Genomic DNA, 24038 nt, shown 5'->3' with positions numbered 1-24038 from the left:
GAGGGGGCGCTGATGGGGCATCCCGATGTCGCCGAGGCCGCAGTGATTGCCGTGCCACATGCCAAGTGGGACGAACGACCCCTGGCCGTGGTCGTCCTGCGCGAGGGGCGGGTGTTTGATGAGGAGGCCCTCAAGGCCCACCTCGCCGGGCAGTTCGCGAAATGGTGGATTCCCGACGCCATCGTCGGGGTGCCGAGCATCCCGCGGACCAGTGCCGGCAAGTTTCTCAAGACGGCGATCCGCGAACAGTTTGCCAGCCACTACGGAGTGACGGATACGGCCGCGCGGGGGAACGTGAGCTGACCACGCCACGCCGCATCCTGCATGTCGACGCGGATGCGTTTTTTGTCGCCGTCGCTCGGCGCATCGACCCGGAGGGCGCCGGACGATCCAAGCTGCTGATCGTTGGGGGCGGCGGGACGAGGGGCGTCGTGTGTTCGGCGTCGTACGAGACGCGCGCGTTCGGTGTGCGCTCCGCCATGCCCACGGCGCGGGCGTTGCGGCTCTGCCCCGGAGCGATGGTCGTGCCGGTGCCCATGCGGGAGTGCGGGCGGATCAGCCGCGAGATCCACCAGGTCCTCGGCCAGTTCACGCCCATTGTGCAGGCAGCGTCCATCGACGAGTGGTACCTCGACATGGCGGGCACCGAGGCCCTGTACCATGGCGAGTCGCTGCGCGACACCGCGCACCGCATTCGCTCCGCGGTGATCGCGACCACCGGGCTGACGGTCTCGATTGGCGGGGGAACCAATCGCCTGGTGGCGAAGCTGGCCGTGGAACGCGCGAAACCCAAACCCGGGACAGGCGCGGATGGCGTGCACATCGTGGCCCCGGGGGACGAAGCCACCTTCGTGGCCACGTTGGCGCTCGCCGACCTCCCGATGGTAGGCCCCCGCTTTCGCGAGCGGCTCGAGTCGCGCGGGGTACGGACCATCCGCGACGTGATCGAGACACCACCGGACACCCTGCGACGATGGCTTGGGGAGCGAGCCGCTGGCTGGCTCGAGCGACGGGTTCGTGGCGTCGACGAATCCGACGTGCATGAGCGCGGGACCGCGCGCAGCACCGGGCACGAGGAGACCTTTGGCACCGACGTCGCCGACGACGACACCCTGGGTCGCGAGCTGGTGCACCTGGCGAGCCGCGTCACGCACGACCTGCGCGAGCGGGGGCTGATGGCCCGCACCATCACCGTCAAACTGCGGGACCATGACTTCAAGACGAGAAACGCCTCCCGCACCCTGCCGCACGGCGTCATCTCCGACCGCGTCGTGCTGGCCACCGCGCATGAACTCCTGGCGAAGCTGCGTCGCGCGCGGCGCGTGCCCGCCCGGCTGCTTGGCGTCTCGTTGAGTGGGCTCACCGAAGCCGATGGGGAGGCCCAACTGACGCTCTTCGACGAGGGGAGCCCCATGCTGGAGAGCGACAAGGACCGCCGGCTCTCGCGGGCGATTGACGCCGTGCGTTCCAGGTTCGGGCGTGACGCGGTGCTGCCGGGGCGGGTGACCGGTCGGACCAGCCGTCCGCGTTAGGCGTCAGCGCGTCGGTTGCGGCAGCCCGGCGGAGAGGGCCAGGGACAGCCGCTCGCTGGTCCGTTCGTTCATGGTGAACACCAGCGCCGCCAGGTTGTTGGAGGTGACCAGGAGGGGCTGCACCCGGTAGCTCCGTCGTTCCCCCTTGGGCGACACCGTCGCGCTGTCGATGGCTCCGGTGTCCTGCCGACGTGCCGCGTCCGATTCATACAGGAACACATGGAGCTCGTCCTCGCCCGCCCCAACCGTAAAGGTGCGGCGTTGGCCATGCAGCAGGTCATTCACCGGCACGCTGTCACGGGGCGTGAGGACGACGCCGGCGCGGTCCAGCCGATCGAGCACCGAGCACCACTGCCAGAGTCCGTCCTTGCGGCAGCCGTCCACCGGGGCGACCGCCGTGTCCAAGATGACCACGTCCGGCATCGCAGTGCTGTCCGCAGGCGGGGGGGGCGTCTCGCCACCGCAGGAGATCACAACAAGGGTCAGGACGGCGGCGCGGAGTCTCATGCGCCGAATGGTACGACGTGTTTCTTTTCAGCGGAACTCCACGTCTTGTCCAGACGTACTGGTCGAGCGATCGACCGCCGGCTCCTCCCGATACATTGGATCGTCTTCTTCCTCACCCGCCTTCCATGCGCGCAGACGAAATCGACTATCAGCTGATCGGCGATGACCTCCAGGGGGTCATCATCACCCTTGATCCCGGGGAGGCGGTCGTCGCGGAAGCCGGGGCGATGATGTACATGCAGTCCGGCATCAGCATGGCCACGACGCTCGACGCGACCGGCCGTGGCAGTGGCGGCGTGTGGGAAAAGCTGAAGGGCGCGGGCAAGCGCGTCCTCTCCGGCGACTCGTTCTTCGTCACGTTCTTCATGAACGAGGCGAACGTCCGACAGGATGTCGCCTTCGCCTCGCCCTACCCGGGCAAGATCAAACCGGTGGACCTGACGTCCTGGGGGGGTGAGCTGATCTGCCAGAAAGACTCGTTCCTGTGCGGTGCTCGTGGCGTGGAGGTGTCCATCGCCTTTTCGCGCAAGATCGGTGCGGGGTTCTTTGGCGGTGAAGGGTTCATCCTGCAACGCCTGCTCGGCGATGGCCTGGTGTTCGTGCATGCCTCCGGCACGCTTCACGAGATGACGTTAGGCGCCGGGGAACAGCTGCGGGTGGACACCGGGTGCATCGTGGCCATGCAGTCGTCCGTGGACTACGACATCCAGATGGTGAAGGGCGTGAAGACCGCGCTGTTTGGCGGCGAGGGGCTCTTCTACGCGCAGCTCACCGGGCCCGGCCGGGTCGTCCTGCAGACCCTGCCCTTCTCACGCCTGGCGGATCGCATCATCGCCGCGTCCCCGCGCGCGGCGGGAGGACGCCGCGAAGAAGGGAGTGTCCTCGGTGTGCTGGGCGGCATCCTGGACGGGGACCGGTAGCGGGCTCCAGCCGGGACGCCCGACCCCGGGCGATCCCGGCTATCCGTCGCGCAGCCCGAGCACGCGCTCCCACCAGGAATCGCGCCCCCGGTCCTCGCGCTCCATCAGGTCCACGAGTTCACGCCAATCATCCCGCATTTCCGCACCATCGGCATACCGGGCGGCGGGATCCGGCGTGAGCCCACTCTCGAGAAACGCGACGAGCGCCTCGGGGAGCCCGGTGAGGTCGCACTGGGCGCCCAGCTGCTGCGCCAGGATGGCCTGCGTATCTGTGCCGGCAAACGGCGGCTTGCCGGTCAGCACAAAGTAGATGATGGCCGCTGCGGCAAAGCAGTCCACCCCGGGCCCCTGCGACTCCCCGAGGATCTGCTCCGGCGCGGCGAAGGCCGGCGTCCCCGTGGCCCCGGCGTGTTCTCCCTCGGCCCGCGCAATCCCGAAGTCGGTGATGCGCCAGCGCCGGTACCGGTCGATCAGGATGTTTTCCGGCTTGAGGTCACGATGCACGATCCCCACGGCGTGCGCTGACGCGAGCGCATCCAGGACCCCATCGATCTGGGACGCCACCCCGTCGAACGGGCGGGCCCCGGCGCGTGCCACGAGGTCAGCGACTGAGCCGCCCTCGGCCAGCTCCATCGTGTACCACGAGACATCGGCGCGTGCATCCCAGTCGTAGATCGGGATGATCCCCGGGTGGGCCAGCTGCGCCGCGAGCCGTGCCTCCCGACGGAAGCGCGCCACCGCCTGTTCGTCTTGCGCCACGTTCGGATGCAGCATCTTGAGCGCGACCTCCCGTTCCAACGACAGGTCGCGGACACGCCACACGCTTCCGAACGTGCCGCGTCCGAGGAACCCCAGGACGTCGTAGTCGTCCCCCACCGCCCAACGGAGACGCCCTTCCTCCGTCTGCGCGGATGGCATCGACGGAATCGACGAGAACATCGAGCGCGTCCCGGAAACGCGTTCCAGTGCCCGCAGCATGAACGACAGCGAGCGGTGGCGCTCCGCAGGTTCGGGGCGCAGGGCCTGCGCCAGAATGGCCTCGAGGGACTGTGGGCATTCCGGCCGGAGCAGCCGCAGCGGGGGCGCATCCTCCGCCGGAGGCAGCTCACCAGTCAGCGCGTAAAAAACCGACGCGGCCAGCTGCCATTGGTCGCTCGCCGGAGTCGGCATCCAGCCGTCACTGCTCCACTCGGGGGCCATCGGCGTCCAGCGGCCATCCGGGGTGAGCCCCTCCGGTACTTCATGCCGATGCAGCGCCCACTGCCAGCCTAATACCCAGATGCGCCCGGACGGCGCCGTCCAGATCACCTCGGGCGACACCGCGCCATGCGCGTAGCCGCCGTCGTGCACGTAGACCAGCATCGACCCCACGTTCCGGAGCACCCGGACCGCCGACGGGATGTCGTCTTCACCCCGTCGCCGCACGCGGGCCCCCAGGGTTTCCGCCGAGATCCACCGGCGCAGGTAGCCCGGCCCACGCACAGCGGCGGGATGCGGCGGCCAGTAATGGTAGGTCGTCGGGATGGATGGGTGATTTCGGTGCGCCAACGCGCGGGCCTCCGCCGCCAGCCATCCCACATGCGCCGGATCTGCGGCGGACACGAGAGACAGGGAACGCCCAAGCGCGTCGCGGACCTCCTGGTAGTGGCGATGCTCCATCGTGACCCCCTCGCTGCCCCACGCCCAGTCCGGCGGCAGCTGCCACTCACGCAGGTGTGATGGAACCTCGTACGCCACGCGGTTCGGTTGTTCCGACCACGCGGGATTCCGTGGGACCCCACCGTTTTCGCCTGTGCGTCGCGACATGCTGAAAGCTACACCGCGAGGTCCAATGTCAGCGTCACCACCGCACCGCGGTCCGGACCGCGGCTGAGGTCGATCTTTCCACCCCACGATTCCACCAGTCTCCGCGAGATGGCCAGGCCAAGCCCACTGCCGCTCGTCCGGGTGGAGAAGCGGGGTTCGAAGGCCCGGGCGAGGACGTCATCGCTGACCCCGGACCCGTCGTCGCTGACCGTGACCCTCGCCCGGCCGTCTGCTATTTCCGCCACGAGCTCGATCCGCCGTGCGCCAGCGAGCCGCGCGTTCTCCAGGACGTTGAGCAGCACTTCGCGCAGCTCCCCTTCGCGAGCGCGAGCCATCAACCCTACGGGCACCGCCACGCGCCAATCGACGGTCGCCTCTCCCAGCCGCTCGAGGGCAACGACGTCTTCGGCGATCCGGCTCAGGTCCACCACGTCCGGGGGAGCCGCATCACCCGGGCGCACCCCGAATTTCGAGAACGAACGCGCGATCTCGTCCAGTCGATCGATCTCGGCGAGGACACGATCGACGTTGCGCTCGAGAATCTGGGGAAAATCCGGTCGCTGGTCTGCGTGTGCCCGACGGAGGTGCTGGACGCCAAGCCGAATGGGAGTCAGCGGGTTCTTGATCTCATGCGCGACCTGGCGAGCCATCTCGGCCCACGCAAAGAGACGCTGCGCCCGACCAAGTTCCGTGACGTCATCCAGGGTGAGGACGGCGCCTCCGTCGCCTCGGGTGAGCCGCGTCAGTCGTGCCCGGAGGTCGCGGCCCCGATATGACAGGTCGAGTTCGGCCACCTCATCGCTCCCCATCGCGAACTGCCGGACCCATCCCGCCAGCGGATGGCCTTCATCCACCGGAAGGCGTTCACCGGCGATGATACCACGTCCGAGCAGTGCTTCGGCCTGGGGATTCGACAACACCACCTGGCCCGCCGCGGAGAGGGCGACCACTCCGCTCGCCACGTCGCGCAGCACGGCCTCTGTCTGACGCCGCGTGGACTCAAGAGCGTCGCGCGAGTGACCGAGGTCGATCGCCATCGCCTGAAATCGGTCATACACGGGGGCAAATTCACTCGCGGGACGTCGTCGCAAGGCAGGAAGTTCGCGAGCGCCGCCGGCCACCTGGTCTGCCGCGCGGCGGAGTGCGTTGATCGGCTGGGCAAACGCCACCGCCGCAAGTCCCGAGAGCCCCCAGGCAATGGCCCCGCCGAACGCGAGGGCCACCAGAAGGAGCGCGAGGACGTCGCCGCGTTGCCGTTCCAGGGTCAGCTCCGAGCGCCGCGCCGGGGCCGCCAGCACCGCCCCACCACCCAGGGCGCGATAGCCCACGAGCGTGGGGACGGCACCTAACGTGATGCGGCGACTGGCCACGTCCTCGCGCCCAAAGACGACCTCGTCCGCCGCCACGGGATCCAGGAAGCGGCCGAGCGGCGCGAGATCGAGGTGCAGCGCGTCCGCCGTTGCCGTCAGGACGCCACCGTCGTACCAGAATAGCGGGGTCTGCAAGCGTTCCGACTCGGACGCGAGCGCCTCGGGCCCCGCGACGCGCACCGCGCGGAGCGTTTCGTGCACGAGCAGCGAGCGCGACGTGAGGTCCTCCGCCGCGAGCCGATCGAGGGTCCAGATCCCGAAGGCCACCGACGGCAGGACAAAAGCCCCAAACAGGGTAAGCGTCAATCGGGCGCGGTAGCTGCGCCACCAACGGCGCACGCGCCACCGGGCCAAACGACGCGCGGCAGCATCCCCCAACCCGAGCAGGGCCCACAGGATACCGAGGACGGCGAGGTCGACGAGCACGAGCAGCGCGCCACGGGCGAGCAACACGTCCGGGGGACGCAACTCCACCTCCACGTGGGCGAACAGGTTGTCCGCCACCGCGTCGACCCGCCAATCGCCGTGCCATTCGTCGTCGCGACGCTCCCACATGGCCGGCGGTGACGAATCCCGCGACGAGGTGGACGAAATGGAGAGGTGATACGGCGGCTCCCCACTCGTGGGAACGTCCAGGCCGACGAGGGCAGCGAACGGATCATCACCCGCCAGTTGGTTGCGGGGCGCGACGACCGCGCTGAACACGCGGCCGCCGCCGAGCGGCGCGGCGAGCACGAGCTGGGTGCCCTGCCGAGACGGCACGTCGCGCAGGAGCGGCCCCCCCGTCTCTGCGGCCGCCCGGACGATCACGCGCTCGCCTTCTGCACGTCGCTGCAGTTGGGCGACGACGAGTTCGGCTGCCGGGGCATCCGCACTCGCCGCACTATCCCAGACCGCAAGTTCGGCGGGGTTGCCGGCGGCGGCCAACTCCGACCCCACGTAGAGCTTGAGCAGCGCGCTCCTCGAACTCGCCGGGGGCTGCCGCAGGGCCCGTTGGTAGAGCCGTTCGAGCAGGGGCTGCGTCTCGATATCCGGGACGGTGAGGGCAGCGACGTCCCCTTCCGCCAGCTCAATGCGCTGGGCGGTCACGGTCGCCCACGCCAGGCTCGTCACCCCGCAGGCTGCCACCAGGGCCACGTGCAGGATTACCGCGGGCCCCCAGCGCGATGCCACGAGCAACCCCAGCATGACGGCCCAGGTGGCGTACCACCACCCCGGGAGTCCACTCTGCGCGCTCCATAGCAGTGGCGTGAGGGCCCCGCTCACCACGGCGAGCAGTGAAGCGATCCACCCCAGGGTCGGGCGGTGTCCGCGTCGCGCTCCGCCCCACACCGTCAGGACGCCGAACGGGAAACTGACGAGGAAGAGCCCCACCCCCCACGTCACCCAATGGGCGGCGCCGGCCCCACGCTGGGGCAGGCTGACGCCGCGGGTCAACACCTCCACGAGCCACAACGCCGCAGCCGAGCCCACAATCGCGGCCCCCCATCGCACCGGGCCGGCCGGCCGCCAGCGCGCGTGCCGCACCACCAGGAGCGCGAGCAGGGTGCCTAACGCCCCCATCACGCCGAGCGCGCCTGCGTTCGCCGTGTAGGGACCGCCCCAGGGGGAGTAGTACCACGCCGCGGAAAAGGCGGGCGCGAGGTTGGACAGCGTACTGAGGGGCGCCACGAAAAGCACGACGACGGCGACAGCTAGTGCCACGATGCGGCGGCGCACACCACCGCCAGCAACCACCACGAGGACCAGGACCCCGGCCGCCGCCAGGAGCACCTCGGCGCGCGCCCGCGCCTCGCGGCGGGCCAGCGCCACCGTCGGCGCGGCGCTGATCGGCCGGAGCCACGCGAGCGCCACATCGCCTGCGGTGAGCGGCACCGCCCCGTCCGGCGTGTCCACGACCTCGACGTCCGCAAAGCCAACCACGCTCGCGGCCGCCCGGGTGAACGGCCGTGACAGCTCCCCGGCGGGCGCTTCCGCGCCCAGGGTGCGAAATGCCAACGCGGTCCGGTTCCCATGCATCGCCCGCGCCCAGGCCACTGTATAGAACGCGTTGCGGGCGACACCCACATCCCCCTGCAACGAATCAATCGCGACACGAACCGGGCCGGCCCACGCCACCGGTCGGCCAGCATCGAGCACGACGCCGGCCGCTTCGCCAAGCACCGTCTTCGGCAACACCGCCTCGATGGCCGTGTGACGACGGCCGGGTCCGGAGCCGATCGGTGCACGGGCCATGCGCATGGCTGCAGCCTGCAACTCCGGGATCACCGAACGGGAGAGCGCTGCCAACTGCGCGGTTCCCTCCGCTGGGCGCGGAACCCCTTCGGCCCCGGCGCGCCCGACTCGCCAGGCGCGTACCGCGAGCCCGGCCAGACAAACGAGGCCACCCAGGACCACCCACCGGCCGACGGCGGGCCGTCGGAGCACCGTCAGGACACCCGCCACGCACGTGGCTGCGAGCGTCGCCACCAAGTATGGTAGTCCCCAGGCTCTCGTCAGAACCACGGCCGCGAGACACCCCACGGCGACCGCGGCCAGCATGAGGCGCTCTCCCTGCACCGCCTTCATCTCCGACATGTCTCAAGCATCGCTGATCCCGCTGCGCCTCAAGGAGATGCTCCCCTCCGAGGTCCAGGAGGCGGTCACTCGTGACCCCCGCCTGCTCGTCCCGGTCGGGACGTGCGAACCGCACGGACAGCACCTGCCCTTTGGTTGCGACACGCTCATTGCGGAGCGCCTGTGCGACGAACTGTCGGCGGAAGTGGGGATCCTCCGCGCGCCGACCATCGAGTACGGCGTCATGACGCCCCATGACCGCCTCAGTCCCGGTGCCAGCGGCATGCGACGCAAAACCTTGCTACGCAGCCTCAACGACCTCATTGAAACCTGGGAAACGGGGGGAATCAGGGAGTTCATCCTGGTCACGGCGCACGGGCACGACGGCCACCTCGAGGCGCTCTCGACCGTGATCACCCGTGGCGCCCGCGTGCAGGCTGTGGACATCCTCGGCATCGACCTCCCCGAGCTGACGAGCGGGCGGGCAGCGCTGCACGGAGATGAAGCCGATACCTCGCTGATGTTGCACCTGTTCCCCCATCTGGTGGAAATGGCCCGCGCCGTGGACTTCGACCCGCGGCGAACGACGCGCCGCCAGAAGCTGAAAGTACCGCGCGCCTCCTCGGGCTCCATTGGCAGCCCTCGGCAGGCCAGTGCGGCGACCGGTGAAGCTATCTACCGACGGATCAAGCGGTTAGTCCGCGACCGGGTCCTGATGGCGCCACAGGAAGACGACGAATGAGTGATTGCACATTGAACGGGACCCTGCCCCACGGGTACTGTTCACCCATGAACGCGCGCACGCTGTTCGCCCTGGCCTTTGCGATCCCGGCCCTCTCCAGTGCCCAGGGGGTCAAGGTCCTGGACAAGGGGACCTTCACCGTCACCGTAAACGGCACCCGGGCGGGCCGCGAGGACTTCACGATCTCGTCCACCCCTGGGGGAAGTGGCGCGGAGTACCTCTCGCATGCACGCGTCTCCCTGGGGGATCGCCGACTGAACCCCAAGTTGATGACCGATTCGACGGGTCGGCCGTCGCGGTACGAGATCGACGTCAGGGGCACCGCGGGTGGCGAGCGATGGATGGGGAGCATTGTTCGGGGCCGGGTGGCGGCGAAGATGGAAACCGCCACCGGGATCAAGGAGCGTGAGTACCTGGCGGCCGATGGTGCCCTGCTGCTCGACGACGAGGTCTACCATCAGTACTACTTCGTGATGCAACGTGCGGAGCGGGTCACCATCCCCGTGGTGATCCCCAGACGGAACGTGCAGATGGTCCTGCGGGCGAGCCCGGTCACCGCAGACAAGGTCACCATCGGCCAGGTCACGCTGGACGCGCGGCACGTGGTGTTGACCGAACCCACGGGGGTGACCCGCGAGGTCTGGGTCGATGCAACCGGTCGCCTGCTGAAGGTGACTATCCCGTCAAAGGGGATCGTGGCGCTCAGGGACGATCCCCCTGCCAGCTGATCGTCTTTCCGTGTTGCCGCCCCGAAACATCGGGGCGGCTGTCGCAGTTTGCTTCATGAAACTGCGCCCGAAAGGGCCCCGTACGGCCCGCGGCACCCCACATCAACCGCATTCCCGCTCCATGAGACGTATCGCTTCCCTCGTGCTGGGACTTAGCGCCATTGGCACCCAGGCCATGGCCCAGGCGGCCGGGCCCGTCCTCACCCTGCAAGAGGCGGTTGATCTTGCGGTGCGCAACAACCCGACCTACCTGCAGTCCACCACGGGTCGCACCCGGGCCGGCGCCGCGGTGCGGTCCGCCTACGGCAACCTGCTCCCGAATGTGAACACCTCGTTCGGGTCGTCGTATCGCGAAGGGCGCCAGCAGTTCTTCGCCGGCCAGGCCTTCGGTTCGACCTCGGACGTGTTGTCGTCCAGCAGCGACCTGAACATCAGTGCGCAGTACTCGCGCCAGAGCTTCCTCGGGATCAAGCAACAGAAAGCGAATCTCGAGGCGGCGGAGGCGGACGTAACGAACGCCGCGGCGCAGCTGCGGATGAACGTGATTACCCAGTACCTCAACGTGCTGCAGGCGCAGGCCCGAGCCGCGTTCCAGGACACCCTGCTGGTCTCCACGCAGGCCCAGCTGGAGCTGGCCCGAGCGCGCTTGCAGGTGGGCGCGGCGATTTCTCTCGACGTCCGGCGCGCCGAAGTCCAGGTGGGGCAAGCGCAAGTCGGTCGCCTGCGCGAGCAGAACAGCGCTGAGCTTGAGAAACTGCGCCTGTTTCAGCAGATCGGGGTCGAGCAGCCGGCGAATGTCCAGCTGACCACCACATTCGGGATCGAGGAGCCGAAAGTCCAGTTGCAGGAAGTGATGGACCTCGCCCGCCGTTCCAACCCGGCACTGCAAGCCCTCCAATCCCGCCAGCGGGCGGCCGACGTCGCGGTCAGCTCGGCGCGGGCGTCGTACCTGCCGACGTTATCACTGCAGACCGGTCTCTCCGGCTTTTCGCAGCAGCTCACCAACCTCGACGGGCAGATCCAGCAGGCGCAATCGCAGGCGGCCGGCTCGCGCGCCTCGTGCTTCACGACGGATTCCCTGCGGCGCGGGGCCGGGATGTCCAGCATTGGCGCGGTCTGCAACAAGATCGTGTTCACCCCGGCGCAGGAAGCCCTGCTCCGCGACGCCAACGCCCAATTTCCATTCAAGTTCACGCGCAGCCCGATCAACTTCGGCATGCAGGTTTCACTGCCGATCTTCGACGGCTTCCAGCGCGAGCAGCGCGTGCAGGAAGCGGCGGCGCAACGCAGTGACACCCGGTACCGCCTCCGGGAGCAGGAACTGCGGCTCACGACCGAGGTGACGTCGGCCTACCGCAACCTCACCACGGCGTACCAGACGGTGCGGCTCCAGGAGCAGAACGCCACGACCGCGCGGGAAGCGCTGGCCCTGGCCCAGGAGCGCTTCCGCATCGGCACCAACACGTTCGTCGAGGTCACCCAGGCGCGCAGCGACTACGAACGCGCCGAAACGGATCGCATCAACGCGATTTACGACTTTCACAAGGCATTCGCGGCCCTCGAAGGCGCCGTCGGACGCCCTCTTCGTTAGGCAAGGACTCCCATGAGCAAGACAGCCCGTTGGTCCCTCATCGTCGTGGCGCTGGTCGCCACGGGCAGCATCGTCGCCAACATCGCCGCCAAGCGCGGCAAGAAGGCCACGGACGTGCGGATCGACACCGTCGAGCCCCGTGACCTCGTGGCCTCGGTCACCGCCTCCGGCCAGGTCCAGCCGCAAACCAAGGTCGATGTGGCGGCCGATATCTCGGGGCGCATCGTGCGACTCGCCGTCAAGGAAGGACAGGCCGTGAAGAAAGGCCAGTTCCTCCTTGAAATCGACCCGCAGGAGTACGTCGCCGCCGTCCAGCGCAGCGAGGCCGCCCTCTCCGCCTCGCGCGCCCAGGCGGCCCAGGCGCGGGCCAACCTGCTCCAGGCGCAGCGCAACTACGAGCGTTCGGCCGAGATCAAGAAGGCCAACACCAACCTGATGTCCGATGAGCAGCTGGAACAGCTCAAGACGCAGGTCGAGGTGAACCAGGCCCTGCTCGAAGCCCAGAACCACAATGTGGACCAGGCCGTCGCCGGCCTCACGGACGCAAAGAGCCGGCTGTCGAAAACCGTGATCATGGCCCCGATGAGCGGCCGCATCACTCGCTTCGCCGTGGAAGAGGGAGAGACCGCCGTCCCGGGCAACTTCAACAAGGACGCGGCCCTTCTCCTCACCATCGCCGACATGAGCGTCCTCGAGACCAAGGTCAAGGTCGATGAGACCGACGTCTCGCGCATCGCCCTCGGGGACTCGGCCGTCATCCAGATCGACGCGTTCACGGACACCACCTTCCTCGGCAGGGTGGTCGAGATCTCGAACAGCTCCGTGCGGTCCGCCACGGCCGCGTCCACCGACCAGGCGATCGACTACGAGGTCACGATTCAGCTGCTCAACCCGCCTGCCGACACCCGCCCCGACTTCTCCACCACGGCCAAGATCGTCACCGACCAGCGCGGCAAGGCGCTCTCCATCCCGATCATCGCCCTGACCGTGCGCGAGAACGAGGACATCACCCCGGGCGACACGACCATGCCGGTGGGGCGTCAACCGCAGAAGGAAGTGGGCAAGAAGGACGTCGAGGGGGTCTTTGTGGTCGGCGCGGACAACACAGTGACCTTCCGGCCCGTAAAGGTGGGGATCGCAGGCGACCGCTTCTTCGAGGTGATTTCCGGCCTCAAGCAGGGTGACCGGATCGTCGGGGGTACGTACCAGGCGATTCGCGAGCTGAAGGACGGGGACCTCGTCAAGCAGGCGGAGGAAAAGAAGCCCACCACCGGACCGAAATCGTGACCGACCACTTTGGAGCCGACGCAGGACTGAGCACCACCGGCGAACACCCGCTGAGCACCACCGCCGAACGGCGCGCGGTGGTCAGCGCCCCGGGCGCGACCCCCGACAAGGACTGGGTGATCGTGACCCGTGGCCTCAAGCGGGAGTATGACATGGGGGGCGAGGTCGTCCGCGCCCTGCGTGGCGTCGACATCGCCATCCGCCGCAACGAGTACGTGGCGATCATGGGACCGTCGGGGTCGGGCAAGTCGACGTTCATGAACCTGATCGGCTGCCTCGACACCCCGAACGGCGGCGAGTACTGGCTCAACGGGATGCTCGTCTCGAAGATGTCGGACGACGAGTTGGCCCGGGTGCGCAACAAGGAGATCGGGTTCGTCTTCCAGACGTTCAACCTGCTCCCCCGCGCCACCGCCCTGCACAACGTCGAGCTCCCGCTGGTCTACGCCGGTGTCTCGTCCGACGAGCGCAAGCGACGCGCCAAGGCCGCCCTCGCTGCCGTGCAGCTGGATAACCGCATGCACCACCGCCCGAACGAACTCTCGGGCGGACAGCGCCAGCGTGTCGCGATCGCCCGGGCGCTGGTCAACGAGCCGTCCATCCTGCTCGCGGACGAACCGACGGGTAACCTCGACTCTGCCACCTCCACCGAAATCATGAAGGTGTTCGAGGAGTTGGCGAGCACCGGGCAGACCGTGATCATGGTGACCCACGAGCCGGACATCGCGGCCCACGCCCGGCGTGTCGTGGTACTTCGGGACGGGCTCGTCGCGTCCGACGACAAGCGTTCGTCGTTCAAGCAGCAAATGGGGCTGGCGTAAGCCAACGACGGGCGACGGCTCGACCCCAGGGGCGCTCCGCGATCCGCGTAGCGCCCTTCGTGTATCTTCCGACGTCCTCCTTCCCAATTCGGCGCCTCCCTTGCAGAACCGCGATGTCGTCGCGACCGCGCTGGGCCAAATTGCGGCGAACAAGCTGCGGTCGTTCTTCACGCTGCTCGGGATCATCGTTTCCGTCACCTTCCTGATCGCGGTCCTGGCGATCATCCAGGGGATGAACGTGTACGTGCAGGACAACGTCGCCAGCGCGATGATCGGGACCAACACCTTCCAGGTGCGGCGCTCCCCCATCAACATCACGCGTTTCGCCGACGAGGACCTGGACCGGATCGCCCGTCGCCCGATCATTTCCAAGGATGACGCCGCCGTTGTCCGCGACGCGATGCCCAACGCGGACGCGGTGTCGATGCAGTCGGGCTGGCCGACCCCGTTGGCCGATGTGACCTGGCGTGGCCGCACGGTGGGTGACGCCCTCGTTTTGGGCGTCACGGCGCCCTACCAGGTCGTCCAGGACTATCGCATCACGCAGGGCCGCCCCCTGACAGAGGTGGACGTCGAGGAACGGCGGCCCGTCGTCGTGCTGGGTGCCGATCTCGCCGAAAAACTCTTCGAAGAAGTCGACCCCATCGGCAAGGACGTGCGCCTCCTCGGCGAGTGGTTCAGCGTCATTGGAGTGAACGGCCGCAAGGGCCAGGTGCTGGGGCAATCGTTTGACGGGTTCGTCCTGATGCCCCTCACCCGCTTCGAGATGATTTTCGGGCGTCGTAACACCACGACCGTCTCGGTGAAACTCGCGACGGCCGACGAGGTGGCGCCCGCCATGGCCCAGGTCGAGGAGGCCTTGCGCGTGTCCCGTCACCTGAGGCCAACGCAGGAAAGCAATTTCACCCTCGAGACCTCGGACGCATTGGTCGACTTCTGGCGCACGCTCACGCGGGTGCTGTTCGCGATTGTCCCGGCGATTGTCTCGATCGGCATCGTGGTGGGCGGGATCGTGATCATGAACATCATGCTGATGTCGGTGACGGAGCGCACCCATGAGATCGGGATCCGCAAGGCGATGGGCGCCCGGGCGCGCGATATCGAACGCCAGTTCCTCGTGGAAGCCATCGTCCTCGCCACCCTCGGGGGGCTGCTCGGGGTGTTCGTGGGATGGTCGATGGCGTCGCTGGTCGCCGCCGCCTCTCCCCTGCCCGCCCGGGTGACCACGTGGTCGGTGGCCCTGGCCCTCGCGCTGGGAGCCGGCGTGGGGGTGATCTTTGGCGTGTACCCGGCGCGCCGCGCCGCCCGCCTGGACCCGATCAGCGCGATGCGCGCCGAATAGCGATGATCCTCGCCGACCAGCTGCGCGAGAACGTCGGGATCGCGCTCGAAACCCTGCGGGCCTCCAAGCTCCGCGCTGGACTCACGATCCTCGGCGTGGTCATCGGCATCAGCACGGTGATGGCCATGGCCACGCTGATCAACGGCGTGCAGCAGCAGATCGTGCGCACCATCGAGACGGCGGGCCCAACGACGTTCTACGTCTTCAAGGTCTTCTCCCAGACGCCGATCAACCCCGACGCACCCCCCGCGTGGGTTCGCATCCGTCCCGATCTCCAAATGCGCGAAGCGCAGACGATCGCCGAGCTTCCCGAGATCGGCTACGCGTCGCTCTGGGCCATCAAGGTGGGACGCGTGGAGTACAACGGCGAGCGGACCCAACCCAACCGCATCTACGGCGCCGATGATGGCTTTTCGTCGATCATTGGCGGCGACCTCGTGACCGGGCGGTGGTTCACGCGCCAGGAGGAGCTGAGTGGCGCCAACGTCGTGGTGCTCAACGAGTCGTACGCCCGTCGCCTGATGGGCCGGGAAAACCCGATCGGGAAGATCGTCAGGTTGGGGGCGCGCCCGGCGGAGGTCATCGGGCTCTACGCGCCGGAGAACAACGTCTTCCAGCCCCCCGGCGTGGAAACCGCGGGCATCGTGCCGTTCCGCATGCTCGATCACCAGTTCGACGTGAACCGCGACCAGGAGATGTTCATCACGATCAAGCCGCGGCCCGGGGTGACGATCGCGCAGGCGCAGGAGGCGGTCACGATTGCCATGCGCGAGATGCGGCGGCTGCGACCGGCGGACAAGGACAACTTCGACTTCGTGACGCAGGCGCAGATCCTGGACGTGTTCAACAAGCTCACCGGCGCGTTTTTCCTCGTGATGGTCGCCCTGTCGTCGGTCGGGCTGCTGGTGGGTGGCATTGGCGTGATGGCGATCATGATGGTGTCGGTCACCAGTCGTACCCGCGAGATCGGCGTGCGCAAGGCGTTAGGCGCCTCGCGGCGGGACATCCTGCTGCAATTCCTCATCGAGTCCGCCACGCTCACCGGGATTGGCGGCGTGCTGGGAGTCCTGACCGGGCTCCTCGTGGGGAAGGTGGCCACAGCCTTCGTCGCCGTGGACTCCCCCGTCCCCGTCAGTTACACCGTGGTCGCCGTGGCGGTCTCGGTGCTGATCGGGGTGACGTTCGGGATGATCCCCGCCCGTCGCGCCGCCCGCATGGACCCGGTAGAAGCGTTGCGATACGAATAGGCGCATCGCAATGCCGTCTGCCGTCGCGCACCATCTGCCGCTCCTGACCGCTCCCACCATCGTGTAGTTTCCCGCCATGGCACCTCCCGCCCCCGACCTCGACCTGCTGGCCATCGCCCCGCACCCTGACGATGCGGAGTTGATCTGCGGTGGCACGCTGGCCAGGGCGGCGCGTCAGGGTCATCGGGTTGGGATCCTCGACCTCACCCACGGCGAAATGGCGAGCCGTGGCACCGTGGCCCTGCGCGCCGCGGAGGCCGAGGTGGCAGCCCGCTTGCTCGGCGTAACCGTACGGGCGAACCTCGGGCTCCCCGATTCGGGGATCACCAACACCCCGGAGACCCGACGCGCACTCGCCCTCGTGTTCCGCCGATTGAGGCCACGTGTGGTCATCGCGCCGGCTCCCGCCCCGTTCGGTCGGCATCCCGACCATCGCGTCGCCGCGGAGCTGATCCGCGACGCGGTGTTTGTCGCCGGGCTCGCGAAGACCGACACCACCACCCCCCCGTTCCGGCCGTTCAAGGTGCTCCACGCGATCACCTTCCGCGAAGACCACCAGCGCCCCTCCTTCGTGGTGGACATCACCGATACCTTCGACGCCAAGCTGGCCGCGATCCAGGCCTACCAGTCGCAGTTCGAGGGCGCGACGCAGGCCGGTGAGGTCTACCCGAACGGCGAGCCACTCGCCGAGATCATCCGTCACCACTGCGCCCACTACGGCTCGCTCATCCGCGTGCGATACGGCGAGCCGTTCGTGACCACGGAGACGATGGCCGTGGACGACGTCGTATCGTTAGGCGTCTCGACCTTCTGATGACCTGGCACGACCTCAGCATTCTCGTCCATCCCGGGACCCCACCGTGGCCGGGCGACACACCGTTCGACTGTCGGTGGGCCTGGCAGATCGCCCAGGGCGCCTCGGTCAACGTCTCCTGCCTGAGTGGGAGCCCGCACGTGGGCACCCATGCCGACGCCCCCCTGCACGTCCGTGATGGCGCGCCGGCTTCCGAGTGGCTGCCGGTCGAGGCCTTTCGCGGCAACGCCATCGTTGTCGACGTGCGTCCCTGCACGGGCGCCCTCGAGGTGGAACAACTGGCGCTGCCACCGGGCCCGGTCCCACGCCTCCTGCTGCACACGGGCGCCACGATCGCAGAAGGCGCCTTCCCGGACGGCTGGCCGTCGCTCAGCACGCGATGCATCCATGCGTTGGCCGAACGGGGCCTCCGCCTGCTCGGGGTCGACTGCCCCTCGGTGGACGACCGTGAGAGCAAGACGCTGGAGAACCATCATGCGCTGTTTGGCGTTGGCGCCTGCGTGCTCGAGAACCTCGACCTGCGGGGCGTGCCCGCCGGTCCTGGGGAGCTGCTCGCCCTGCCGATGCGACTGCGCGGCCTCGACGCCGCCCCGGTCCGCGCCCTCTTTCGCCCCAGGGCATGACGGCTGCCATCCTCGCGCGCGGGCTGGTGCGCGACTTCAAGACCGTACGCGCGCTGGACCACCTCGACCTCGAGGTGCCAGCGGGAACCGTCTTCGGGTTCCTCGGCCCGAATGGCGCAGGTAAGACGACCTTGATTCGCGTCCTCCTTGGTCTCGTGACGCCTAACGCGGGGGAGGCGCGGGTGTTTGGCGTTGACCCGGCTCGTGATGGCGCCGCCGTGCGTGCCCGGACCGGCGCCCTGCTGGAACACCACGGCCTGTACGAACGGCTCACCGCCGAGCAGAACCTCGCGTTCCACGCGCGGGCCTGGCGCGTCCCCCGACCCGAGGCGCTCGCGCGGATCGCCGAGCTGCTGCGCGGACTTGGGCTCTGGGAGCGCCGCGGAGAGCGCGTCGGCACCTGGAGTCGCGGGATGAAGCAGAAGCTGGCGGTCGCGCGGGCCGTGCTGCACCGCCCGCCGCTGGTTTTTCTCGACGAACCCACCGCCGGCCTCGACCCCGTGGCCAGCGCGACCCTGCGAGACGACATCGAACGCCTCGCGCGCGACGAGGGTGTCACCATCTTCCTGACGACGCACAACCTCCAGGAAGCGGAACGGCTCTGCGCGTCGGTTGGCGTCATCCGGCGCGGGACGTTGCTGGCGGTCGGGAGCCCGGGCGACCTGCGGGCCCAACGGTCGACCAGCGTGGTCCGCGTGCAGGCGCGCACCTGGCCCCCTGGAGGTTCGCGAGGCGTTAGGCACGCACCCGGTCGTGCATGCCGTGGCCGATGACGCCGGCACCCTCCGGGTGACGCTGCACCGTCCCGATGCCACCCCCGAGCTGGTGCGGTGGCTGGTAAGCCACGGCGTCGACATCGAGGCCGTCACGCCGGAGCGCGCCTCGTTCGAGCAGGCGTTCCTCGACCTCGTCCGCGACGCCGACGGAGCGCGGCCCCAATGATCACCGACCTCTGGACCGTCATCCGCAAGGAGTGGATCGAGATCCTCGACCAGTTCTCCCGCTTCAAGCGCGGCGGGTGGTCGGTGCTCCTCGTCATCCTCTTCCTCGGCGTGTTTGTCCCGCTGCAGATCGGCCCCGAATGGGCGGTCACGCCCGCCATGTTCTTCTACTGGCCGTTCCTCACGGCCAGCATGACGTCGACCATCGTCACAGACTCGGTCGCCGGCGAACGCGAACGCCACACCCTGGAGACCCTGCTGGCCTCCCGGCTCCCGGATGCCGCGATCCTGCTCGGCAAGGTCATCGCCGCCGTGTTGTATGGCTACGCCTTCGCCCTGACCAACCTCGCGATCGGGATGGTCACGGTCACGGTGCGCTTTGGGGAGGCCGCGGTGTACATGCCCTGGACCCGCTTTGCCGTGTTGCTCTCCCTGATCGGCAGCTCCGCGCTACTCGTTTCCGGACTGGGGCTCGCGGTCTCCCTGCGAACGGCGACCGTACGCCAGGCCCAGCAGCTCTTCGGCGTGTTCCTGCTGGCGGCAACCATGATCCCGCTGGCGGCGCTGGCAGCGCTCGGTGAGACGCGACAGGCGGCGGTCGTCACCTGGGCGCAGGAGTCCGGAATCGAGGCGCTTGGCGCCTGGGCATCCGTCATCATGACCGGGGTTGGCGCCGTGTTGACTGGGTGGGCGGTCCTGCGCTTTGGCCGTGGGACCCGCGTCCTCGAGGACTGAGGGGAAGGCGCTACCACGCGGCGCCCGGACACCGCATTTTCCCTAGATGCCTGCCCCGATCTACCTCGACCACGCCGCGACCACGCCCGTCCGCCCGGAAGTCCTGGACGCCATGCTCCCGTACTTCGGGCCGCGCTTTGGGAACCCGAGCAGCGGGCACCGATGGGGCCGTGAGGCCCGTGCGGCGCTGGATGAGGCGCGGGAGCGTGTCGCACATGCACTGGGCGCCCAGCCGGACGAGTTGTGCTTCACCTCGGGGGGCACCGAAGGTGACAACCTGGCCGTTCTCGGAAGCTGGCGAGCGTTGCGCGACCTTCGCCCCGCACTCGTCACCACACCCATCGAGCACAAGGCCGTTCTTGCCGCGGTGCACCAGGCGGCGAAGGAGGGCGGCGAGGAGCGCATCGTCGGCGTGGACGGAATGGGACGTGTCGACGAAGCCGCCTACCGCACGCAGGTCGACGCCCGCGTCGCCTGTGTGAGCGTGATGTGGGTGAACAACGAGGTCGGTGTGGTGCAGGACATTCCAGCCCTTGCCGCCATCGCGAAGGACTGTGGCGCGCTGGTACACACGGACGCGGTGCAGGCGCTGGGAAAGGTCGACATTGACCTCCGCGCCCTTCCGGTGGACTACCTCACGGTGTCCGGCCACAAGATCGGTGCACCGAAGGGCATCGGCGCGATGTATATCCGGCGCGGGACGCCGTTGGAGCCGTTGATGCACGGTGGTTCGCAGGATCGCGGCCGGCGCCCCGGAACCGAAAACGTCGCGATGACGATCGGCTTCGCGCGCGCGGTGGAGCTGACCCTCGCCGAAAAGGCCGCGGAGTGTAGCCGGCTCCAGGCGATGCGGGACGAACTGGAAGACGCGCTCCTGGCGCGCATCCCCGATGCCGTCATCCACGGGCGTGGGGCGCCGCGTGCCCCACACATCCTGAACATCTCGGTCCCCGGCACCGATTCCGAGTCGTTGCTCATGGCCTTGGACCTCAAGGGCGTGGCCTGCTCGGCAGGATCGGCGTGCCAGAGCGGGAGCATTACGCCCTCGCATGTGTTGTCGGCGATGGGCGTCCCGACGGCACTCGCCGTCGCCGCCATCCGCATGTCCCTCGGCGCACTCTCCACCGACGACGACGTGCGACGCGTGGCCGAGTTGTTCCCTGCCCTCATCGGCAAGGCGCGTCGACTCGCCGGCGTGACCTGAGCATGCGCCCGCGCGTGCTCGTGGCGATGTCTGGCGGCGTGGACTCGTCCGTGGCCGCGGCCCTCCTCGTGCATGAGGGGTACGATGTGGTTGGGGCGACCATGAAGCTGTTCTGCCACGGCGACGACCTGCCCGACCGGCCCTGCTGCTCGCTGGATTCGGTCAACGATGCGCGGCGCGTCTGCGAGCAGCTGGGTGTCCCGCATTACGTGTTGAACCTCGAAGACGCGTTTGGCCACGACGTGGTCGACGACTTCGTCGCGGAGTACGTGGCCGGGCGCACCCCGATCCCCTGCGTGCGCTGCAACACCTTCACGAAGTTTCGTGACCTGTTGCGTAAGGCCGACGCGATTGACGCGACGTTCATCGCCACCGGACACTACGCGCGCATCGTGGACGGCGCGCTGCACCGCGGCCTCGATCCGGACAAGGACCAGACGTACTTCCTCTGGGGGATCGACCGCCGCGTGCTAACACGGATGTTGCTCCCCGTTGGCAACCGGACGAAGGCCGAGACGCGCCAGGTCGCCCGTGAGCTCGGGCTGCAAGTGATTGCCGACAAGGTCGAGAGCCAGGACATCTGCTTCGTGCCCGACGGCGACCACGCGAAGGTCATTGCGGCCCGCCTCGGCGCGGACACGCCCGCGCTCCAGCCCGGCCCCGTGGTCACTATGGACGGACAAGTGGTTGGCGAACATCAGGGCTACGCGCGATACACGATCGGCCAGCGCCGGGGCCTGCCCGGCGGGTTCCTGCAACCCATGTTTGTGGTCGCCATCCGTCCCGCGACGCGTGAGGTGGTCATTGGTCCCCGCGATGCGCTCCTCGGCCATGGTGTGGTCGCCGGGTCCATGAACTGGCTGGGCGAGCCGGCGCAGGTCGGGGATCGCGTCCACGTGCGGGTTCGCCATCGGGCGCCCCTCGCCGCCGCCGAGATCGCGCGCGCAGAAGGGCGCGTCATCGAACTGGCGCTCGACGAGCCGGTCGCGGCGATCACACCCGGGCAGTCGCTCGTGCTCTACGACGGGGAACGGGTGATCGGCGGGGGGCTTATCGATCGCGCGGCGGGAGCGCGTCGCCCACTGGCACTGCTCGCAGGGTAGGCGGGCGCAACCCTCGCCCGGCCGACGGTGTCACACGCGACCCTTCCCGCTCCCGTGCGACGACTCCACTTCGGCCTCCTTGCGCTCGTCGGTTGTGCCCCGGCGACCCCCGCATCCGATTGCATCGCGGCTTCGGCCCGCGACTCCCTCATCGCCGTGCTCTCGCGTGCGCACGCGCGCAATCCGGTGCCCGGGATCTCCGGGGCGATGTATGCCCCGTCCCGATGGCCGGCGCCGGTGGCTGCGGCCGTGGGATTTGCCGACCGCGAAGCGCGGCGCCCCATGACGACGTCCGACCGGCTGCTCGCCGGGAGCGTCGGCAAGACCATGTGGGCGGCGATGGCGCTGCGGCTCGCCGCGCGCGGCGCCGTGGACCTGGATGCGCCGATCGACTCCTTCCTGCGCGTCCCGCGCGCGTCAAGGATCACGCCGCGGATGTTGCTGCTGCACACGACCGGATACCCGGAGTACGATGCCCCCTTCATGGAGGCGTTGATCCGCGATCCCCTCCGTGCGCGCGGCCCCGACGACTGGTTTGGCGTCCTGGAGCGCGCGACGCTCTCGGATACGGGGAAGGTCCGGTACAGTGACCTGAACTACGTGGTCCTCGCAGCGGTGCTGGACCAGGTGATCCGAGCCGATTCCTACCAGTGGATTGCCGACACGTTGTTTCGCGCGGCCGGGTTGACCGCGAGCACCGGCGCCCGTGCCGCGCAGATCGACGGCTTGGCCGTGGGCTACGACGGTCCGCGCGGGCTCTTTGGGCAGGCGCGGCTCATGCACGATGGCCGACTGGTGTACAACCCGCAATTCGAGTGGGGTGGCGGCGGGTGGGTCTCCACCCCCTCCGACCTCGCGCGCTGGTTCGCCGGCTGGCGTCTTGGCGTGTTGTTCCCGGACAGCTTGTGGCCCGCCATCACGGCTCGCCCCAGCGGCCTCCCCGATAGCGTCACCACCTGGAAGGGGCTCGGGGTTGACGTCGTGACGCGTGGGAACCGGGTGGATGTGTACCACACGGGCTACATCCCCGGTTACCTCAGCTTCGTGCGATGGTTCGAGCCGGAGGGTGTCGCCATCGCCGTGCAGGTCAACTCGAGTGACGACGCCCAGCTGCCTCAGGACCCCATGGAGTGGCTGGACGAACTCGCGGCCGCCTTCCGAGCCAGCTGCACTGCCCCGTCACGGGGCGGGTAAGGGCCGCAGCGCCCGCACCCCGTCCCCCGGGAAGTCGCCGAAGATCCCGTCGACACCTAACGACGCGAACAACTTCCACTCGGCGAGCGGATCGCCGTTGAAGGCACGAGCGAGGAACGGGGCATCCGAGCGCATCGTCCAGACATGCACCGCGAGCCCGGCGGCATGCGCGTCGCGCACGAGGGTCGTCGGGGGCAGGAGGGTGCCCTCGCGCGAGACCGGCTGCACGAGTGCCTTCGCCGGCCCGAGACCGAACGCATAGGTCGCGACCTCACGCAACCCGGCCGGCGTAACCATCGCCGCATACGTTCGCCCACCGGCGCCCCGTTGGTCCCAGGGCGACCCTGCCCCATCCACCAACTGGATCAGGCGAATGGAGGTGCGCTCCCGCAGCGCCTTGAGGTTCCCGACCTCAAACGATTGGATGAAAACCGCGTCGTCGCGACCGGTGAAGCCATGGTTGGCAAGGACGGCCAGCAGGCGATCCTCGAGCGGGAGCCCGATCGAGCGGAAGTGTGACGGGTGCTTGGTCTCCGGATACACGCCGATCACGCGCCCCGTTTCCCGTTCGCGCCGCCGGACGAGCGCCAGCACCTCGTCGAGGGTTGGCACCAGGAACGTCCCATCATTCGCGTGGGAGCGGGACGCCAGGCGTTCGCGGGTGCGGAGGGTCTTCAGTTCAGCAAGCGTGAAATCCTCGACAAACCACCCGGTGACGGTCACGCCATCGACGACGCCCGTTCGCTGTCGCCCCGGGAATTTCGTCGCGACGTCGGTCGTTCCCCCGATCTCGTTTTCGTGGCGGGCGACGAGCACACCGTCCTTGGTGCTGACTACGTCTGGCTCCACGATGTCGGCGCCCTGCGTGATCGCGCGGTCGTAGGCTTCGAGCGTATGCTCGGGAAGCTCGCCGCTGGCGCCGCGATGCGCGATGATGAGGGGAGCTGCTGACGTCATCGGTCGGAGGGCGGGCGG

21 protein-coding genes are annotated in these 24038 nt (G+C 68.6%); 17 read left to right on the top strand and 4 right to left on the bottom strand.

Annotated features, from left to right (window positions below; genetic code table 11):
- The first annotated feature begins 161 nt into the window (after positions 1 to 161).
- On the top strand, positions 162 to 1532 hold the full coding sequence (locus tag IPK85_15495) for a DNA polymerase IV (protein MBK8248786.1): 1371 nt from the start codon (positions 162 to 164) through the stop codon (positions 1530 to 1532).
- A 3-nt stretch (positions 1533 to 1535) separates the two neighbouring features.
- On the opposite strand, the gene IPK85_15490 is transcribed toward IPK85_15495, so the two are convergent.
- Complete coding sequence (locus IPK85_15490; protein MBK8248785.1) at positions 1536 to 2039, bottom strand: hypothetical protein; 504 nt, start codon at positions 2037 to 2039, stop codon at positions 1536 to 1538.
- Between the two features lie 125 nt (positions 2040 to 2164).
- On the opposite strand from IPK85_15490, the gene IPK85_15485 reads away from it, so the two are divergent.
- Entirely contained in the window at positions 2165 to 2959 is a 795-nt protein-coding gene (locus IPK85_15485) for a TIGR00266 family protein (GenBank protein ID MBK8248784.1), read from the top strand.
- Positions 2960 to 2998: 39 nt separating this feature from the next.
- On the opposite strand, the gene IPK85_15480 is transcribed toward IPK85_15485, so the two are convergent.
- Both IPK85_15480 and IPK85_15475 read right to left on the bottom strand, forming a co-directional pair.
- Positions 2999 to 4765 (bottom strand): protein kinase, encoded by a 1767-nt coding sequence (locus tag IPK85_15480; GenBank protein ID MBK8248783.1) that lies wholly within the window; start codon positions 4763 to 4765, stop codon positions 2999 to 3001.
- 8 nt (positions 4766 to 4773) lie between these two features.
- Positions 4774 to 8712, bottom strand: coding sequence for a hypothetical protein (locus tag IPK85_15475; protein ID MBK8248782.1), 3939 nt, complete (start codon positions 8710 to 8712; stop codon positions 4774 to 4776).
- Between IPK85_15475 and IPK85_15470 the strand changes: the two genes are divergently transcribed.
- From IPK85_15470 to IPK85_15400, 15 genes are all read left to right on the top strand, one after another.
- On the top strand, positions 8711 to 9433 hold the full coding sequence (locus IPK85_15470; protein ID MBK8248781.1) for a creatininase family protein: 723 nt from the start codon (positions 8711 to 8713) through the stop codon (positions 9431 to 9433). The genes IPK85_15475 and IPK85_15470 overlap by 2 nt on opposite strands.
- 47 nt (positions 9434 to 9480) lie before the next feature.
- A complete protein-coding gene (locus tag IPK85_15465) occupies positions 9481 to 10161 on the top strand; it encodes a hypothetical protein (GenBank protein MBK8248780.1) in 681 nt (226 codons plus the stop codon).
- A 121-nt stretch (positions 10162 to 10282) separates the two neighbouring features.
- Positions 10283 to 11752 carry a TolC family protein gene (locus IPK85_15460; protein MBK8248779.1) on the top strand — a complete coding sequence of 490 codons (1470 nt, stop codon included), beginning with the start codon at positions 10283 to 10285 and terminating at the stop codon, positions 11750 to 11752.
- Positions 11753 to 11764: 12 nt separating this feature from the next.
- A complete protein-coding gene (locus IPK85_15455) occupies positions 11765 to 13039 on the top strand; it encodes an efflux RND transporter periplasmic adaptor subunit (protein ID MBK8248778.1) in 1275 nt (424 codons plus the stop codon).
- A gap of 152 nt (positions 13040 to 13191) precedes the next feature.
- Positions 13192 to 13860, top strand: coding sequence for an ABC transporter ATP-binding protein (locus IPK85_15450; GenBank protein ID MBK8248777.1), 669 nt, complete (start codon positions 13192 to 13194; stop codon positions 13858 to 13860).
- A gap of 100 nt (positions 13861 to 13960) precedes the next feature.
- The gene (locus IPK85_15445; protein MBK8248776.1) at positions 13961 to 15202 is read left to right on the top strand and encodes an ABC transporter permease; all 1242 of its coding nucleotides are present in this window, start codon (positions 13961 to 13963) and stop codon (positions 15200 to 15202) included.
- Between the two features lie 2 nt (positions 15203 to 15204).
- Positions 15205 to 16449 (top strand): ABC transporter permease, encoded by a 1245-nt coding sequence (locus IPK85_15440; protein MBK8248775.1) that lies wholly within the window; start codon positions 15205 to 15207, stop codon positions 16447 to 16449.
- Positions 16450 to 16525: 76 nt separating this feature from the next.
- Positions 16526 to 17263 (top strand): bacillithiol biosynthesis deacetylase BshB1, encoded by a 738-nt coding sequence (bshB1, locus tag IPK85_15435; protein MBK8248774.1) that lies wholly within the window; start codon positions 16526 to 16528, stop codon positions 17261 to 17263.
- Entirely contained in the window at positions 17263 to 17886 is a 624-nt protein-coding gene (locus IPK85_15430) for a cyclase family protein (GenBank protein MBK8248773.1), read from the top strand. The genes bshB1 and IPK85_15430 overlap by 1 nt, the downstream gene beginning before the upstream one ends.
- On the top strand, positions 17883 to 18659 hold the full coding sequence (locus IPK85_15425) for an ABC transporter ATP-binding protein (protein ID MBK8248772.1): 777 nt from the start codon (positions 17883 to 17885) through the stop codon (positions 18657 to 18659). The genes IPK85_15430 and IPK85_15425 overlap by 4 nt, the downstream gene beginning before the upstream one ends.
- Positions 18649 to 18828: a hypothetical protein gene (locus tag IPK85_15420; protein ID MBK8248771.1), complete on the top strand. Its 180-nt coding sequence runs from the start codon at positions 18649 to 18651 to the stop codon at positions 18826 to 18828. Before IPK85_15425 ends, IPK85_15420 begins: the two co-directional genes overlap by 11 nt.
- A complete protein-coding gene (locus IPK85_15415; protein MBK8248770.1) occupies positions 18825 to 19562 on the top strand; it encodes an ABC transporter permease subunit in 738 nt (245 codons plus the stop codon). The genes IPK85_15420 and IPK85_15415 overlap by 4 nt, the downstream gene beginning before the upstream one ends.
- A 46-nt stretch (positions 19563 to 19608) precedes the next feature.
- Positions 19609 to 20766: a cysteine desulfurase gene (locus tag IPK85_15410; GenBank protein MBK8248769.1), complete on the top strand. Its 1158-nt coding sequence runs from the start codon at positions 19609 to 19611 to the stop codon at positions 20764 to 20766.
- Positions 20767 to 20768: 2 nt separating this feature from the next.
- A complete protein-coding gene (gene mnmA / locus IPK85_15405; GenBank protein MBK8248768.1) occupies positions 20769 to 21869 on the top strand; it encodes a tRNA 2-thiouridine(34) synthase MnmA in 1101 nt (366 codons plus the stop codon).
- 54 nt (positions 21870 to 21923) lie between these two features.
- A complete protein-coding gene (locus IPK85_15400; protein ID MBK8248767.1) occupies positions 21924 to 23063 on the top strand; it encodes a beta-lactamase family protein in 1140 nt (379 codons plus the stop codon).
- Here IPK85_15400 and IPK85_15395 read toward each other — a convergent pair.
- Positions 23049 to 24020, bottom strand: a complete 972-nt coding sequence (locus IPK85_15395) for a glycerophosphodiester phosphodiesterase (protein MBK8248766.1) — start codon at positions 24018 to 24020, stop codon at positions 23049 to 23051. The genes IPK85_15400 and IPK85_15395 overlap by 15 nt on opposite strands.
- Positions 24021 to 24038: the final 18 nt, after the last annotated feature.

It is taken from the genome of Gemmatimonadota bacterium, from assembly GCA_016712265.1.
Taxonomy (GTDB): Bacteria; Gemmatimonadota; Gemmatimonadetes; order Gemmatimonadales; family Gemmatimonadaceae; genus RBC101.
The sequence above is the reverse complement of the archived record's forward strand: the minus strand, read 5'-3'. Positions and strand labels throughout refer to the sequence as shown.